Origin of the sequence: Deinococcus ficus (assembly GCF_003444775.1) — a bacterium.
GTDB classification, from domain to species: domain Bacteria; phylum Deinococcota; class Deinococci; order Deinococcales; family Deinococcaceae; genus Deinococcus; species Deinococcus ficus.
Genome location: NZ_CP021081.1, coordinates 604,278 through 620,122, shown reverse-complemented (window position 1 = coordinate 620,122; position 15,845 = coordinate 604,278). Strand labels below are relative to the sequence as shown.

Genomic DNA, 15,845 nt, shown 5'->3' with positions numbered 1-15,845 from the left:
ACGCAGAGCGCCGCCCAGGTTCACTGGGCGGCGTTCTCTCAGGGGCCAGGGGTCAGCTCTCGTCGGTGACGCCTTCGGTGTCGAGGAGCGCGCGGTACTGGTCGAGGTGGTCGCCCTCGCCGAGTTCCTGGGCGATCTTCTCGATGGCGAGCCGCACGACCTCGCTCTTGCTGATCAGGCGTTCAGGGCTGGACAGTTCATAGGCGGTGCGGGTCAGCAGGGCGTCCTGTTCCTCGCTGATGACCACCTGCAGGCGTTTGCGTTCCTTCTTCGGCATGCGTCTCCTGGTGCGCGTCCCGGGGGTCCGGCCGTGCCGGGAGGGGCTGAGCGTGCCCTGGCAGCGTAGCACGCGTGTGCACGGCACTCAAGAACCTCATAATGCTCCGGGGTGCCGGGCAACGCTGCGCCCCTGAGGCTCCGGCTTCATGTGCGGGCCCTTCACGGCACATGGGGGCTTTCTCCTAGACGTGCAGTGAGCAAGATGTGTAACATGCACCCACGTTGGCGTTCCGTGACGGTGCCGCTCTGCCGCCCCGCCCGGAGTCCCGGCCTCACCCTGCACCCGACCCATCCCGCGCCCGGGCTTCCGCGGCACGTTCAAAGGAATCACCCATGTTACTGACCCCACTGCACGTCCAGGGCGGCCGCCCTCTCTCCGGAGAGATCACCGTCCAGCACAGCAAGAACGCCGCGCTGCCGATCATCGTGGCCACCCTGCTGAGCCGCGAGAAGATCACCCTGCACGGCGTCCCTCGCCTGAGCGACGTGGACACCATCCTGGACCTGATGCACCACCTGGGCACGTCGCATGCGTGGGTCGGCGAGAACACCCTGGAACTCCACACCCCCGAAATCCTGAACACCGACGCCCCCTACGCGCTGGTCAGCAAGATGCGCGCCAGCTTCATCGTGCTGGGCGCCATCCTGGCCCGCGCCGGGCAGGCCACCGTGTCCATGCCCGGCGGCTGTGCCTGGGGCCCCCGCCCCGTGGACCAGCACGTCAAGGCCCTGCGCGCCCTGGGCGCCGAGGTGGTCGAGGACGGCGGGAACTTCGACGCGCGGCGCACCGGCAGCCTGAACGGCACCTTCGTGTTCGAACTGCTCACCGTGGGCGGCACGCACAACGCCATCCTGGCCGCCGTGCTGGGCGACGGCGTGGTCACCCTGGAAAACGCCAGCATCGACACGGACGTGGTGGACCTGATCGAGTTCCTGAACAGCGTCGGCGCCGACATCCAGGGCGCGGGCACCAACACCATCGTGATCCGCGGCGTGCCCGCGCTCCGCGGCGGGGCGTACACCGTCATCCCCGACCGCATTGAGGCCGGGACGTTCATGATGCTGGCCGCCGCCACGCGCAGCCGCATCACCCTGAACAACGTCCGCCCCGACCACCTGCGCGCCGTGACCGCCAAGCTCCAGGAGATGGGCGTGGACATCCTGGAATCCGGCAGCAGCATCCTGGTGGATGCCACGCGCGGCGAACTCAAGCCCGTGAACGTCACCACCCAGAGCTACCCCGGCTTCCCCACCGACGTGCAGCCGCAGATGAGCGCCCTGCTCGCCACGGTGCCCGGCACCAGCGTCGTGCAGGACCCGGTGTACCCTGATCGGCTCACCCATGTGGCCGAACTGCACCGCATGGGCGCAAACATCACCGTCAGTGGGTACACGCAGGTCATCCAGGGCAGCCGGCTGCACGCCGCGCCCGTCAAGGCCGCCGACCTGCGGGCCGGTGCGGCGCTGTTCATCGCGGGCCTGACCTGCGAGGGCGAGACCGTGATCGACGGCGTGCAGTACCTCAACCGCGGGTACGAGAAGCTCACCGAGCGCCTGCGTGGCCTGGGCGCCGACGCCCGCCAGACCGAACTCGCCATGGCGATGGACGACTGAGCCGGAGCAGAACGCACCGGAACGCCTCCAGGTCTTTCCCTTGACGCTGGGGGCGTTCTTTCAGTGCCGGCGTGAAAAGCCCGACCTCCTGCCCCTTACAGCAGGCGGGTTTCCATAGCCTTGAGCACGGCGCGGGTGCGGTCACGCACACCCATCTTGGTGAGGATGTTCGAGACGTAGCCCTTGATGGTGCCCTCGGTGGTGGTGGTCATGCGGGCGATCTCGCGGTTGCTGAACCCGCCGGCCATCAGGCGCAGGACCTCCTGCTCCCGCTGCGTGAGAGACACGGGGTCATCCGGGGTAGGGGGGCGGCCCTGCTGCGCGGCGCGGGTGGTGCGGGTCGTCAGGGCCGGCTGCCACCAGCGGCCCCCGCCGGCCAGCGTGCGGATCGCCTGAAGCAGCACGTCCAGCGACACGTCCTTGAGCAGGTAGCCGCGGGCGCCGGCCTGAACGCTGTCGAGCAGCAGGTCGTCGTCGCTGAACGTGGTGAGGACCAGCGTGGGCGGCAGGGCCTGCCGTTCGCCCAGCCGGCGCAGCACGCCCAGGCCGTCCAGGTGCGGCATCTGGTGGTCGAGCAGCAGGACGTCCGGGCGGGCCTGCGGCACCACGGTCAGCGCCTGCAGGCCGTCCTCGGCCTCGGCGGTGACCTCGATGTCGTCCGCGAGGGACAGCATGCTGCGCAGGCCCTGGCGGACCAGCATCTGGTCCTCCACGAGGCACACCCGGATCACGTGCCCTCCTGCGCGGGGAGGCTCAGGAGATACCGCACGCCCTGGCCGGGGGGCGAGTCCACGTGCAGCTGCCCACCCACGCAGCCCAGGCGTTCACGCATGCCCAGCAGCCCGCACCCGAAGCGCAGGTCCGGGGCGCCGCGCCCGTCGTCGTGCGCCTGCACGCGGATGCCCTGGGCGCCCTGCGTGAACGTGAACCACAGGTGCGCGGCGCGGGCGTGCCGCAGGGTATTCGTCATGATCTCCTGCACGCAGCGGCGCAGCACCAGGGACGTGACCGGGCAGGTCACGGTGAAGCCGGGGCTGAACGCCAGCTGGACGCTGAGGGCGTCGGTGGCGGTCAGGCGGCGGACCTCCGGCACGAAATCGCAGGTGGCCGAGGCGCGCATGCCGCGCACGGTGGTGCGCACGTCGTCCAGCAGTTGCTGTCCCACGGCCTGCGCGGTCTGCACGTGCGGCCGCGCCGCGTGCTCCGGGGGCAGGTGGTGCAGCCCGACCTGCAGGTGCATGCCCAGCGCGGTGAGCTGGTGGCCCAGCACGTCGTGCAGTTCGCGGGAGATGTGCAGGCGCTCGGCCTGCCGGCTGGCCTCGCTGAGCAGTTCGCGGGTGGCGCGGAGTTCCTCGACGACCACGGACAGCTGGCGGCGCGCCTGCACCTCGCGCATGGCGGTGCGCACGCTGGACGCCGCGAGCAGCTGGATGCACACGTACCCGGTGCTGAAGGCCCAGGCGTCCAGGCTCTGCCAGTTCGTGTGCAGGATCCACAGCAGGCCCAGGCTCTGCCCGGCGATCCACACCAGCACCTGCCGGAAGGGCCACAGCAGGCTGACCTGCGCGGCCACCACGACCAGCAGCCCGGCCTGGATGCTGCTGCCGTTCAGGAAGGCGTTCCCGGTGAGCAGCAGCGCCGACTGGCCCAGCAACGCGGCCAGGGCCGCCGGGGGGGACAGGCGGTTCAGGTGCCGCAGGGTGAGCAGCAGCGTGCCCAGGAACACCAGGTTCAGCGTGCCCCAGGTCAGGACCGCGCCGCGCGACAGCTGGTCCCGGACGGGTTCGATCATCAGGGAGTGCAGGGACAGCACCGCCCAGATGGGCAGGCTGGTCTGCAGAAGCGTGCGGCGCACCTCGCCCGCCGCCTCCTGGACGGCCGCGGCGGGCGGGGCGTGAGAGGTTCGCGTGGACTCGGGCAGCAGGGGCAGCGACACGGTCATGGTTCGTTCCTCGGCAGGGCGGAGCGGCAGGAATAAGCGCCGGGAGGGTCGCGGCGGGCGGCCCGGAGCGTGAATGCGGCAGGTGACCGCTCCAGCCTACACCGGCCCCACCGGAATGCCGGAGACCCGGAGAGCCGCTGGGCGTCCGGGTCCGAGGTCAGGGGGCGGGGCTCAGAGGTCGAGTTTGTTGAACCCGCCCAGCGTCACGGCCTTCTCGAAGGCGTACGACACGGCGTAGCACTTCACGCGGGAAAAGTAGTTGGACACCCCGGCGCACACGCGGTCCATATTGCGCCCGAAGGCCTGATCCACCAGCAGGCGGTAGCCCTGGCCGACCGCCCAGTTGGACGTGATGGCCGAGGCGTTGCGGTACCCGAAGTCGTGCACGATGCACGGCTGGTGGAACTTGGCCTTGTACGTGCGGGCCGTTTCGCTGCGGTCCAGGATCCACTGGGGCACGCTGCACCCGTCGTACCCCCAGTTCAGGCCGCTGTAGTTGGGCGCGGCGCGTTCGTTCCAGTAGTAGCTGACGCTGCCGGTGGCAACGCCGTACGTGTACAGCGCGCGGCCGCTCAGGCCCTGGGCCTGCAGGGCGGGCCCTTCGGTGGGGCGCTTGCCCTGCAGGCGTTCCAGGAGGGCGGCGTCGTCGGCGTTGTCGCGCAGGATGCGCTGGATGTCCGGGTCCTGCAGTTCCGGCTGCTGGGCGAGGTCCAGGATCTGGCTGCGCACGCTCACGGCCGGGGCCGTGCTGGCCTGGTCCGGCGTGGCGGCCTGCTCGGGGGCGGCGGGCGCCTGGGAGCAGGAGGCGAGGAAGGCGGCGCTGCAGAGGGTGACGGTGAGCAGGTGGGCGGTGCGCTTCATGGGGGACCTCCGGGGACGCGGGATGAGGGCGGCGGGCTGGGTTGATTGAGCTGCGTTGAGCTTAGGCAATGCACCCAGGGCCGGCCACTGCCGAAAGACAGCGCCGCGAGTGAAGTTCCGTTAACCCGGCACTCATGTGCCTGAGGCGTGGCGTGAGGAGACGGAAGCCACTCACAAAGCCTGAAATCCAAGCAGCGGCGCCTAAACCGTGGGAGGTTTGGCCGGTGGCGTCACCGGGGCGGGTTCAGGGTCCAGGTCGGCGGCCTGGGCCGTCTGCTGCCGGAACTGCAGTTCGTACAGGTCGCGGTACAGGCCCCCGGCGGCGAGGAGTTGCGCGTGCGTGCCGTCCTGCACGATCTGCCCGGCGTCCATCACGAGAATCCGGTCAGCGTTCCGCACGGTGCTGAGGCGGTGGGCGATCACGAAGGTCGTGCGGCCCTGCATCAATCGTTCCAGGGCCGCCTGGACCAGGGCCTCGGATTCGTTGTCCAGGGCGCTGGTGGCCTCGTCCAGGATCAGGATGCGGGGGTCTTTCAGCAGCGCCCGGGCAATCGCGATGCGCTGGCGCTGGCCACCGGACAGCTTCACGCCGCGCTCCCCCACGACCGTGTCGTACCCGAGGTCGAAGGCGGTGATGAACTCGTGGGCGTTCGCGGCGCGGGCGGCGGCCTCCACCTCGGCCGGCGTGGCGTCGGGGCGGCCATAGCGGATGTTCTCGCCCACCGTGCCGGAGAACAGCAGGGTTTCCTGCGGCACCAGGCCCACCTGGGCGCGCAGGTCCCGCAGGGCGAAGTCGCGCAGGTCGGTGCCGTCCAGGCGGAGCGTGCCGGCGCTCACGTCCCAGAAGCGGGGAATCAGGCTGACCAAGGTGGTCTTCCCTGCCCCGCTGGGCCCGACCAGGGCGACGATCTGCCCGGCGGGGACATCCAGCGTCAGGTCGCGCAGGACCGCGTGGCCCTCGTAGGCGAAGGTGACGGCCTCGAAGGTCACGCGGCCCTCCGCGCGGGTCAGCGGGGCGGGCGCGGACGGCTCGGGCAGGTCGCTGTGCTCGTCGAGCAGTTCGAAGATGCGTCCGGAGGCGCCCAGCGCTTCCTGGAACTGGTTGTACAGGCCGGTCAGCTGCGCGACCGTGCCGCCCACCTGGAAGGCGTAGAAGAGGAACGTGACGAGCGTGCCCGGGGACAGCGCGCCGCTCATGACCTGCCGCCCGCCGAACCACAGGATCACGGCCAGGCCACCGAAGGTGAAAAAGCCCATCAGGCCGGTCATCCAGGCCTGCCAGCGGGCCCGGCCGATGGCGGCGTCGAAGGCCGCCTGCACGCCCACCCCGAAGCGCTTTCGTTCGGCGTGTTCGGCGGTGAAGCTCTGGACCACGCGCACGCCGCTGATCGCCTCGCTGGCGCTGGCGTTCGCGTCGGCCAGGGCGTCCTGCACGGCGCGGCTGGCCCGGCGGATGCGCAGGCCGATGGTCACGGCGGTGCCGATCACCAGGGGAATCACGGCCAGGGTCAGCAGGCTGAGTTTCCAGCTGGTGAGCACCAGCAGGCTCAGCGATCCGACCAGCGTGACGATCTGCGCGAGCAGCTGCGCCAGTGCCACGCTGGTGACGCTGTACACGGTGCCCACGTCCGCGGTGAGGCGGCTGGTGAGGTCCCCGACCTTGTGGTTCCCGAAAAAGCGCGGGGAGAGCGTGAGCAGGTGCGCGAACAGGGTGCGCCGCAGGTCCGCGACCACGCTGGTCCCCACCCGCGCCAGCAGGAAGGACTGGGCCGCCCCGAACAGGGAGGACACGGCGAACACGCCCAGCAGCAGCAGCACCGTGCGGTCCAGCTGCGTGGTGTCGCGGCTGCCGACCTTCAGGAAGGAAGCGTCGATCAATTGCCCGAACAGCAGCGGAAACACCAGCCCCAGCCCGCTGGACAGCAGGGTCGCCACCCCCCCCAGCGCGAACGCCGCCCGGTACGGCCGGGCGAAGGCCAGCAGCCGCAGCAGCTGCCGGGGGTCCTTCTGGCGGCGGGCAGGGTTGGGGGCAGGGGTGAGCGCGGGGCGGGCCGTCATCGGCTGCAGGCTAGCGCGCGCCCGGCGGGACACAGGCCGGACACGGGAAAGCCCCCGCCGGCAGGGGCGGGGGCAGGAGGACGCGCCTCACTCGGGCACGGTTCACTCAGGTGCGGTGGGGCTCAGGCCAGGACGGACACAGCCTCGGTGTACGGCATGTCGAAGGCCTCGGCCACGCCGGGGTAGGTGACCTTGCCCTGGCAGGTGTTCAGGCCCAGGCGCAGCGCCTCGCTCTTCTTCAGCGCGGCCACGCCCTGGTCGGCCAGCATCAGCGCGTACGGCAGGGTCTGGTTGGTCAGGGCGAAGGTGCTGGTGCGGGGCACGGCGCCGGGCATGTTCGCCACGCCGTAGTGCACGATGCCGTCCACGACGTAGGTGGGGTCGTCGTGCGTGGTGGCGTGGATGGTCTCCACGCAGCCGCCCTGGTCCACGGCAACGTCCACGATGACGCTGCCTTCAGGCATCAGCTTCAGCATGTCGCGCGTGACGAGGTGCGGGGCCTTCGCGCCGGGGATCAGCACGCCGCCGATCAGCAGGTCCGTGTCCGGCAGCAGGGCGCGCAGGTTCGCCTCGCTGCTCATCATGGTGGTGATCTTGCCGAAGAACACGTCGTCCAGGTACGCGAGGCGGCGCTGGCTGACGTCCAGGATGGTGACCTTGGCGCCCAGGCCCATGGCCATCTTCGCGGCGTTGGTGCCCACGACCCCGCCGCCGATGATGGTGACGTGACCGGGCTGCACGCCGGGCACGCCGCCCAGCAGCACGCCGCGCCCGCCGACGGGTTTCTGCAGGTGGTAGGCGCCGGCCTGCACGCTCAGGCGCCCGGCAACCTCGCTCATGGGGGTCAGCAGGGGCAGGCTGCCGTCCTCAGCCTGCACGGTCTCGTAGGCGATGCCGGTGGTGCCGGCCTGAATGAGCGCCTCGGTGAGGGGCTTGTCGGCGGCAAGGTGCAGGTACGTGAACAGCAGCAGGTCGGGGCGCAGGAAGCCGTACTCGCTGGCGACGGGTTCCTTGACCTTCACGACCATCTCAGCCGCCCAGGCTTCGGCGGCGGTGTCCACCATCTTCGCGCCGGCCTGTTCGTACTCGGTGTCCTGAATGCCGCTGCCGACGCCGGCGGTGCGCTGCACGCTGACGGTGTGACCGCGGCGGACCAGGGTGGCGACCCCGCCGGGGGTGAGGGCCACGCGGTTTTCCTTGACCTTGATTTCCTTGGGCAGTCCGATATGCATAGTTCTCCTTGACCTCACCTGACCAGCACCGCGCGGCAGGGCCAGCCCAGAAGCGGGGCACCCCGGCGACGCAACCGGATGACGGCGAAGTTCGTACGGCGCAATGGTAACAGGAATCCAGCGGGACAGGATTGCCGCAGCACCCCACGTGTCTGGGATTGCTGGCAACAAGGTTGCGGGAAAGTGCTAGATTGCCGGTGTTTATGTCGCAAGCGCAGCTGGACGCCATCGATCGTCACATCCTGAGCATCCTGCAACGGGACGCGCGCATCGCCAACACCGAACTCGCCGACGAGATCGGCCTGACGCCCGCCCCCACCCTGCGCCGCGTGCGCCGCCTGGAAGAAGAAGGCATCATCCAGCGGTACGTGGCCCTGCTCGACCAGAAACAGGTGGGCCGCGACCTGATGGTCCTCGTCCGCGTGTCCCTGGACAAGCAGACCAAACAGGGCTTCGAGGACTTCGCCGCCAAGATGCAGGACCGCCCCGAGGTGCTCGAATGCTTCCTGTGCCTGGGCGACATCGACTACCTGCTCAAGGTGGTCGTCCCGGACCTCGACGCCTACCAGCACTTCCTGGTGAACACCCTGGCCGCCATTCCCGGCGTGCGCAACACCGCCAGCACCATCGTGGTCAAGCAGGAGAAGTACACCACCAGCCTCTCCCTGGAAAGCTGAGCAGGCTGAACCCCAACGCCCGGTCAAGGCCCCTCCGGCCGCCGCGCCCGGCGCATGCGGAATACTGGGGGGCATGCCTGCCACCCTGAAACTCCTCCCGGCCGCGCTGCTGGCCTCCGCCCTGAGTGCCTGCACGCCCACCCAGTCGCCGACCACCGGGGCCAGCACGGGCACGTCCCTCCTGAGCGGGTACGCGCAGCTCACGCCACTGAGCAGCACCCCGGTGCGGCAGTTCACGGCCGCGCAGCAGGTCACCGACCCCACCAAGACCTACCGCGCCGTGATGACCACCAGCAAGGGCGCGGTCGTGCTGGACCTGAACCCACAGGCCGCGCCGGTCGCCGTGAACAACTTCGTGTTCCTCGCCCTGAATCACTTCTACGACGGCACCCGCTTCCACCGCGTGATCGAGGGCTTCATGGCGCAGGGCGGCGACCCCCTCAGCCTGAACCCCGCCGCGCAGGACCGCTGGGGCACCGGCGGCCCCGGGTACCAGTTCATGGCCGAGCACCTCAACGGCCTGAAATTCGACCGGCCCGGCGTGCTCGCCATGGCCCGCGCCTCGGCCTACACCACGCAGGGCAGCCAGTTCTTCATCACCCTGGCCCCCACCCCCAGCCTGAACGGCGAGTACACCGCGTTCGGGCAGGTGGTGGCCGGCATGAACGTCGTCCACGCCCTCACCAAGAACTACAGCAACTACGGCCCCATCCCCGGCGCGGGCGCCGACACGCTGAACAGCGTACAGATCTACGTGAAGCAGTGAATGCGGTTTAGGCGCGGTTCAGATAAACGTATAACTGCGCGTCATCACTCGCCTCACGGTCCTGCCAGTGGAAGTCCACCTGGACAGGGAGATGAGGGAAATCCCGCCTGAGTTTGGCTTCCCACATCTCGCGCAGCACTGAGCCCAGAAATTCCACCTGTTCCTGGGTGGCCTCTTCCGGATCGTTCAGGAAGAGGTCAGTCACGTGACGGTGATTCATCACCGACTCGACGGTCGTCCGGTTCCGTCCGGTGCTCTCCATCCAACTTTCATAGCTGTCAAGGCTAAAGTCGGCCCAGAGCAGGCAGCCGTCATGCTCCTTAAACACGGGCCAGAACAGCGGAGTCAGCATCAAAGCGTCGCGCCGACGGCCGAACATGTTCAGCCAAGCGCCCGCTGTGATGCCTCTACCATCATCCCAACTCCGCAGGTCAGGGAACAGTCGGGTGATGTCATCTTCAGTGGGCGACATACAACCTTTACCTCACGTACGCGAGGATGAGTTCGGCGGTGTCGCGCAGGGCGTCCATGTGGGTGCGTTCGTAGGCGTGGCTGGCCTCCACGCCCGGGCCGATCAGGGCCACGGGGTAGTTCCCGCCGGCACGCCAGGCGGCGCTGCCGTCGCTGCCGTAGTAGGGGTAGATGTCGGTGCGCAGGTCCAGGCCGGCCTGTTTCGCCGCGGCGCGCAGGCGGTTGCCGAGGTCATGGTCGTAGGGGCCGCTGCTGTCGGCGACGCACAGGGTGCAGCGGTGCTCGCTGCCGGTCTGGCCGTCCCCGACGACGGCCATGTCCACGGCGATGAGTTCGTCGGTGTGGGCGGGAATGCCGGTGGCGGCGCCGTGCCCGACTTCCTCGTAGGTGGTGATGTGGAAGGCCACGGTGTGCGTGGGTTTTTTCTTCAGCAGTTCCTGCGTGACGCCCAGGAACAGGGCGACGGCGGCCTTGTTGTCCAGGTGACGGCTCTTGAGGTACCCGGCGGGCGTGAGCTGGGCGCGCGGGTCGAAGCTGATGAAGTCCCCGACCTGGATGCCCAGGGCCAGGGTGTCCTGGGCGCTGAAGGTGGGTTCGTCCAGGCGGATTTCCATGACGGGCTGCTCGCGCCTCAGTTCACGCAGGGCGGGGCCGTGCACGTGGGTGCTCTGGCGGATGTTCACGACGGTGCCGGTCACGACCCGGCCGGTCTGGGTATGGACCTGCACGTACTCGCCCTCGATGGTGGCCCAGTCGTACCCGCCGAGCATGTGCAGGGTGACGCGCCCGCTGGGTTTGATGGCCTTGACCATGGCGCCCAGGGTGTCCACGTGGCCGCTGAAGGTGACGTGCTTCCCGCTTTTCTTCCCGGGGATCTCCCAGGTGAGCGCGCCTTTCTTGGTGCGTTCGTGTTTCACGCCCAGGGCGTCCAGGTCGGCCTGAATGGCGCGGACGGCGCGGTCGGTGAACCCGGTGGGGCTGGGGGTGTTCAGGAGGTTCAGGAGGCGGTCAGTGATGTACGCCAGGTCGCAGGCCATGACGGGATGATACGGGCGGGCCGGGACGGGCGTTCAGTCTGCCCGAGCGGCGGTGAGGGCGGCGGGCACGTCCCCGATCAGGCCGTGCACGCCCAGGGCGCCCAGGCGGCGGGCATCGGCGGGGTCGTTCACGGTCCAGGCGTTGACCTGCCAGCCGCGCCGGCGGGCCTGGGCCATCAGGGCGGGCGTGACCAGGGGGTGGGCGGGGTGCAGGGCGGCGCTGCCGGTCCAGGCCATCACCGCCTGGATCAGCGCGGGCGGGTAGGCGCGGTGGATGAGCAGCCCGCGGGGGATCTCGGGCACGGCGCGGCGGGCGGCGCGCAGGAAGGTGGGCATGAAGGAACTGACGATCACGCGCCGGGTCAGGCCGTGGGTGCGGATGGCGTCCAGGGTGCGGGGCACGCGGTCGTCCGGGCGGGCGGTCTCGTGCTTGAGTTCCACGTTCACGAAGGCCCCGGTGTCCGCGGCCCAGGTGAGGCCGTCGTGCAGGGTGGGCAGGTGTTTCGGCCACTCGTCGCGGGTGAGGTGGGTCAGCAGTTCGCCGCTGCTCAGGGTGTCGTCGTGGTGGAGGACCAGCGTGCCGTCCGCGAGGCGGCGCACGTCCCATTCCACGCCGTCCAGCCCGGCGTCCAGCGCCGCCTGGAAGCCGGGCAGGGTGTTCTCCGGGTGCCGGGCAGGCACGCCGCGGTGGCCGAGCAGCAGGGGGCGGGACATGGGTACAGCCTAAGCGCCCGCGGGGGCGTGAACGGTACGCTGGGGCATGAGCCTGCAAGCGACCCTGGGCATGACCGTGCTGGAAGCGACCCCCTCCCTGACCCGCGTGGAGATGACCGTGACGGACGCCGGCCTGAACATGCACGGCACCGCGCACGGCGGCGTGATCTTCAGCCTGGCGGACGAGGCGTTCGCGGTGATCAGCAACCTGGAGGCGCAGGCGGTGGCGGTGGACACGCACCTGAGTTTCTTCCGGGCGGCGCGGGCCGGGGACCGGCTGGTGGCGGTGGCCACGCCGGAGCGGGTGGGCCGCACGCTGGCGACGTACCGCGTGGAGGTGCAGCGCCTGGGCGCGGAGCCGGAAAAGGTGGCGCTGTTCACGGGCACGGTGTCCCGGCGGGACCGGCCGGCCGGGACGTCCCCGCGTCCGTGACAGGCGGGGTCGGCCTACACTGGGGTGCTATGACCAACACGCGGAAAGAGTCGGACACGATGGGCACGCTGGACGTGGACGCCAGCCGGTACTGGGGCGCGCAGACCGAGCGCAGCATTCACAACTTCCCAATTGGCCGGGACACGTTCGTGTGGGGCCGGCCCGTCATCCGGGCGCTGGGCATCCTGAAAAAGGGTGCGGCGCAGGCGAACGCGGACCTGGGCGAGCTGCCCCGCGACATCGCGGACCTGATCGTGCAGGCGGCCGACGAGGTGATCGCCGGGAAACTGGACGACCACTTCCCGCTGGTGGTGTTCCAGACCGGGTCGGGCACGCAGAGCAACATGAACAGCAACGAGGTGATCTCCAACCGCGCCATCGAGATCGCGGGCGGCGAGATGGGCAGCAAGGCGCCGGTGCACCCCAACGATCACGTCAACCGCGGGCAGAGCAGCAACGACACCTTCCCCACCGCCATGCACATCGCGGTGGTGCTGGAACTGAACGAGCGGCTGTACGGCAGCGTGGGCAAGCTGCGCGACACCCTGGACGCCAAGGCCAAGGAGTACGCGGGGCTGGTGAAGGTGGGCCGCACGCACCTGCAGGACGCCACGCCCATCACCCTGGGGCAGGAGATCGGCGGGTGGGTCGCGCAGCTGAACTACGCCCTGGCGGAAGTGAAGCATGCCGGCGAGGGCCTGTTGGAACTGGCGATCGGCGGCACGGCGGTCGGCACCGGCCTGAACGCCCACCCGCAGTTCGGCGACCTGGCCGCGCGGAAATTCAGTGAGGAGACGGGCTTCGCGTTCCGCAGCGCGGAGAACAAGTTCGCGGCGCTGAGCGCGCACGACGCCCTGGTGCAGACCAGCGCGGCGCTGCGCACGCTGGCGGGCGCGCTGATGAAGATGGCGAACGACGTGCGCTGGCTGGCTTCCGGGCCCCGCAACGGCATCGGCGAGATCAACATTCCGGAAAACGAGCCGGGCAGCAGCATCATGCCCGGCAAGGTGAACCCCACCCAGTCCGAGGCCATGACCATGGTCGCCACCCGCGTGTTCGGGAACGACGCGACCGTGGCCTTCGCGGGCTCGCAGGGCAACTTCCAGCTCAACGTGTTCAAGCCCGTGATGGTGCACGCCGTGCTGGAAAGCATCCGCCTGATCAGCGACGCCTGCTTGGCCTTCAACGACAACTGCGCCGTGGGCATCGAGCCGAACGAGGCGAAGATCAAGGAGAACCTCGACAAGAACCTGATGCAGGTCACCGCCCTGAACAAGCACATCGGGTACGACAAGGCCGCTGCCATCGCCAAGAACGCCCACAAGAAAGGCATCAGCCTGAAAGAAAGCGCGCTGGAACTCGGGCACGTCACCGAAGACGAGTTTGCGCAGTGGGTCGTGCCGCTGGACATGACCCACAGCTGAGCGCCGGCCAGGACGCGCGCCCACGCCGCAGCGGCGTGGGCTGTCCAGCCACCCGCCCCCGCCCTGGCCGCACGGCCGGGGCATTTCGCTGTACCCTGGCACAGCGTCACAATTCCCTGTCCCGTTCCGCGGGCCCCCGGCCCGCCTGTCCTGTGCCTCCGCCCCAAGTTCCTGTAAGGAGACTGTCTTTTGGGTAGTTACCTGCTCCGCCGCCTGATGCGGACCCTGCTGGTGCTGATCGGCATCAGCGTGGTGGTGTTCGTGTTCGTCCGCTCCATTCCCGGTGATCCGGCCACCGCCATGCTCGGTGAGCGCGCCACGCCCGAGGCGGCCGCCGCCCTGCGCGAGCAGCTGGGCCTGAACAAACCCTGGTTCCTCAACCCCGCCAATCCCCTCGACGCGCAGTACCCCAAGTACGTGGGCGCGCTGCTGCAGGGTGACCTGGGCAGCGGCATCAAGAGCAACATTCCCATCCGCGACGACCTGGGCGCGCGCTTCCCGGCCACGCTGGAACTCAGCCTCGCGGCGCTGTTCTTCGCGCTGCTGGTGGGCCTGCCGGCCGGCATCCTGGCGGCGCTGCGCCGCAACAGCGTGTGGGACAACCTGGCGACCACCATCAGTCTGGTGGGCGTGAGCATGCCGATCTTCTGGCTGGGCCTGCTGCTGTCGTACTTCTTCGCCGTGAAGCTCGGGTGGCTGCCACCTAGCGCCCGCCTGGGCAACGAGACGCAGCTGGAACCCGTGACCGGCCTGTACGTGCTGGACGGCCTGCTGCGCGGAAACCTCGCGGCGGCGTGGGACGCGGCCAAGCACCTCGTGCTGCCGGCCATCGCGCTGGGCAGCATTCCGCTGGCGATCATCGCGCGCATCACCCGCAGCAGCCTGCTGGAGGTGCTCGGGCAGGATTACGTGCGCACCGCCCGCGCCAAGGGCCTGAGCAGCCGCAACGTGACCCTCAAGCACGCCATGCGCAACGCGCTGCTGCCCATCGTGACCGTGATCGGCCTGCAGATGGGCACGCTGCTGGGCGGCGCGGTCCTCACCGAGACGATCTTCAACTGGCCGGGCCTGGGCTCCTGGCTGTACGACGCGATCAGCCAGCGGGACTACCCGGTCATCCAGGGCGGCGTGATCTTCGCGGCGCTGGTGGTCAGCCTGGTGAACCTGCTGGTGGACGTCAGTTACGCCACGCTGGACCCCCGCATTCATTACCGGTGAAGGCCGGCAAAGCAGGTGACGACCGTGAATGACTCTCCCCGTAACTTCCGCCCCGTGCAGGTGCGCGCATGACGACCACCACCCCCGCCGCCGTGAAGGCCCGCCGGGGCTCCCAGAGCCTGTTCTGGCGCCGGTTCCGCCGCAGCGGCCCCGGGAAGCTGGGCGCCGTGATCGTGCTGGTGTTCCTGCTGATGGCGCTGCTGGCGCCCCTGATGCGCCCGTACGACCCGACCACCGACCGCGACTACCGCATGAACCTCAAACCCCCCAGCGTGGCCGCGCTGTGGGACAAGAGCGTCGCCGAGACGTACACCGACCCGCTGACCGGCAGGGTGAACGCCTGGAAGGCCCCGTTCGGCACGGACAACCTGGGCCGCGACATCGCCACGCGCGTGCTGCACGGCGCCCGGATCAGCCTGAAGGTCGGCGTGGTGAGCACCGTGCTGGCCCTGGTGGTCGGGTCGCTGCTGGGCGTGTTCGCCGGGTACTTCGGCGGCTGGGTGGACAGCGTGCTCGGGTACTTCAGCGACGTGATGCTGGCCTTCCCCAGCATCCTGCTGGCGATCGGGTTCGCCAGCATCTTCAGCAGTGACAATCCGCCCGTGGCGATCCGGGCGCTGGACACGCTGTTCCAGCTGAACAGTCCGCAACTGGTGACCGCCATGCTGGCCGTGTCGCTGGTGCAGGTGCCGGTGTACATGCGGCTGGCGCGGTCGGTGGTGCTGTCCATCCGCGAGCGGGAGTTCGTGCAGGCGGCCGGGGCGCTGGGCGCCTCGCAGGGCCGCATGATCTTCCGGCACGTGCTGCCCAACAGCCTCTCGCCGCTGATCGTGCAGGGCGCGCTGAGCATCGCCACGGCGACCATCGAGGTGGCGGCGCTGGGCTTCCTGGGCATCGGGGCGCAGCCGCCGCTGCCGGAGTGGGGCACCATGATCAGCGACTCCCGGCAGTACTACATCGACGCGCCGTGGACCATGATCTTCCCGGGCCTGGCGATCTTCCTGAGCGTGCTGGGGTTCAACCTGCTCGGGGACGGCCTGCGGGACGTGCTGGACCCGCGCAGCACGCAGTAACGGCGCCCTTCCCTGACCGCCCCCTCGCCTGCCCGGCGGGGGGGCG

16 protein-coding genes are annotated in these 15,845 nt (G+C 69.6%); 7 read left to right on the top strand and 9 right to left on the bottom strand.

Going from position 1 to position 15,845, the window contains the following annotated elements; genetic code table 11:
- Positions 1-52: 52 nt before the first annotated feature.
- Positions 53-277: a hypothetical protein gene (locus DFI_RS03130; protein WP_022800139.1), complete on the bottom strand. Its 225-nt coding sequence runs from the start codon at positions 275-277 to the stop codon at positions 53-55.
- A gap of 335 nt (positions 278-612) precedes the next feature.
- Here DFI_RS03130 and murA point away from each other — a divergent pair, with 335 nt between their 5' ends.
- A complete protein-coding gene (murA, locus tag DFI_RS03125; protein ID WP_027461904.1) occupies positions 613-1,893 on the top strand; it encodes a UDP-N-acetylglucosamine 1-carboxyvinyltransferase in 1,281 nt (426 codons plus the stop codon).
- A gap of 95 nt (positions 1,894-1,988) precedes the next feature.
- Here the strand turns inward: murA and DFI_RS03120 are convergent, their stop codons facing one another.
- The 5 genes from DFI_RS03120 to ald all read right to left on the bottom strand — a co-directional run bounded on the left by DFI_RS03120 (position 1,989) and on the right by ald (position 7,986).
- On the bottom strand, positions 1,989-2,624 hold the full coding sequence (locus tag DFI_RS03120) for a response regulator (RefSeq protein ID WP_022800141.1): 636 nt from the start codon (positions 2,622-2,624) through the stop codon (positions 1,989-1,991).
- Positions 2,621-3,835, bottom strand: a complete 1,215-nt coding sequence (locus DFI_RS03115) for a sensor histidine kinase (RefSeq protein WP_027461903.1) — start codon at positions 3,833-3,835, stop codon at positions 2,621-2,623. The genes DFI_RS03120 and DFI_RS03115 overlap by 4 nt, the downstream gene beginning before the upstream one ends.
- A 171-nt stretch (positions 3,836-4,006) precedes the next feature.
- Positions 4,007-4,696: a phospholipase A2 gene (locus DFI_RS03110; RefSeq protein ID WP_027461902.1), complete on the bottom strand. Its 690-nt coding sequence runs from the start codon at positions 4,694-4,696 to the stop codon at positions 4,007-4,009.
- 201 nt (positions 4,697-4,897) lie between these two features.
- The gene (locus DFI_RS03105) at positions 4,898-6,754 is read right to left on the bottom strand and encodes an ABC transporter ATP-binding protein (protein ID WP_051307441.1); all 1,857 of its coding nucleotides are present in this window, start codon (positions 6,752-6,754) and stop codon (positions 4,898-4,900) included.
- Between the two features lie 122 nt (positions 6,755-6,876).
- Positions 6,877-7,986: an alanine dehydrogenase gene (ald, locus tag DFI_RS03100; RefSeq protein WP_027461901.1), complete on the bottom strand. Its 1,110-nt coding sequence runs from the start codon at positions 7,984-7,986 to the stop codon at positions 6,877-6,879.
- A 203-nt stretch (positions 7,987-8,189) separates the two neighbouring features.
- On the opposite strand from ald, the gene DFI_RS03095 reads away from it, so the two are divergent.
- Complete coding sequence (locus DFI_RS03095) at positions 8,190-8,663, top strand: Lrp/AsnC family transcriptional regulator (protein WP_022800146.1); 474 nt, start codon at positions 8,190-8,192, stop codon at positions 8,661-8,663.
- A gap of 73 nt (positions 8,664-8,736) precedes the next feature.
- Entirely contained in the window at positions 8,737-9,429 is a 693-nt protein-coding gene (locus DFI_RS03090; protein WP_081425690.1) for a peptidylprolyl isomerase, read from the top strand.
- A 7-nt stretch (positions 9,430-9,436) separates the two neighbouring features.
- On the opposite strand, the gene DFI_RS03085 is transcribed toward DFI_RS03090, so the two are convergent.
- From DFI_RS03085 to DFI_RS03075, 3 genes are read right to left on the bottom strand one after another with little or no spacing between them, the layout of a single operon-like run.
- Positions 9,437-9,901 (bottom strand): hypothetical protein, encoded by a 465-nt coding sequence (locus tag DFI_RS03085; RefSeq protein ID WP_155864497.1) that lies wholly within the window; start codon positions 9,899-9,901, stop codon positions 9,437-9,439.
- Between the two features lie 7 nt (positions 9,902-9,908).
- Positions 9,909-10,937, bottom strand: coding sequence for a M42 family metallopeptidase (locus DFI_RS03080; protein ID WP_027461899.1), 1,029 nt, complete (start codon positions 10,935-10,937; stop codon positions 9,909-9,911).
- A gap of 33 nt (positions 10,938-10,970) precedes the next feature.
- Positions 10,971-11,651, bottom strand: a complete 681-nt coding sequence (locus tag DFI_RS03075) for a glycerophosphodiester phosphodiesterase (protein ID WP_027461898.1) — start codon at positions 11,649-11,651, stop codon at positions 10,971-10,973.
- Positions 11,652-11,697: 46 nt separating this feature from the next.
- Between DFI_RS03075 and paaI the strand changes: the two genes are divergently transcribed.
- The 4 genes from paaI (at position 11,698) to DFI_RS03055 (ending at position 15,799) form a co-directional block, all read left to right on the top strand.
- A complete protein-coding gene (gene paaI / locus DFI_RS03070) occupies positions 11,698-12,084 on the top strand; it encodes a hydroxyphenylacetyl-CoA thioesterase PaaI (RefSeq protein ID WP_027461897.1) in 387 nt (128 codons plus the stop codon).
- A gap of 29 nt (positions 12,085-12,113) precedes the next feature.
- A complete protein-coding gene (fumC, locus tag DFI_RS03065; protein ID WP_027461896.1) occupies positions 12,114-13,508 on the top strand; it encodes a class II fumarate hydratase in 1,395 nt (464 codons plus the stop codon).
- A 189-nt stretch (positions 13,509-13,697) separates the two neighbouring features.
- Positions 13,698-14,726 carry an ABC transporter permease gene (locus DFI_RS03060; protein WP_022800153.1) on the top strand — a complete coding sequence of 343 codons (1,029 nt, stop codon included), beginning with the start codon at positions 13,698-13,700 and terminating at the stop codon, positions 14,724-14,726.
- Between the two features lie 68 nt (positions 14,727-14,794).
- Entirely contained in the window at positions 14,795-15,799 is a 1,005-nt protein-coding gene (locus DFI_RS03055; protein ID WP_027461895.1) for an ABC transporter permease, read from the top strand.
- Positions 15,800-15,845: the final 46 nt, after the last annotated feature.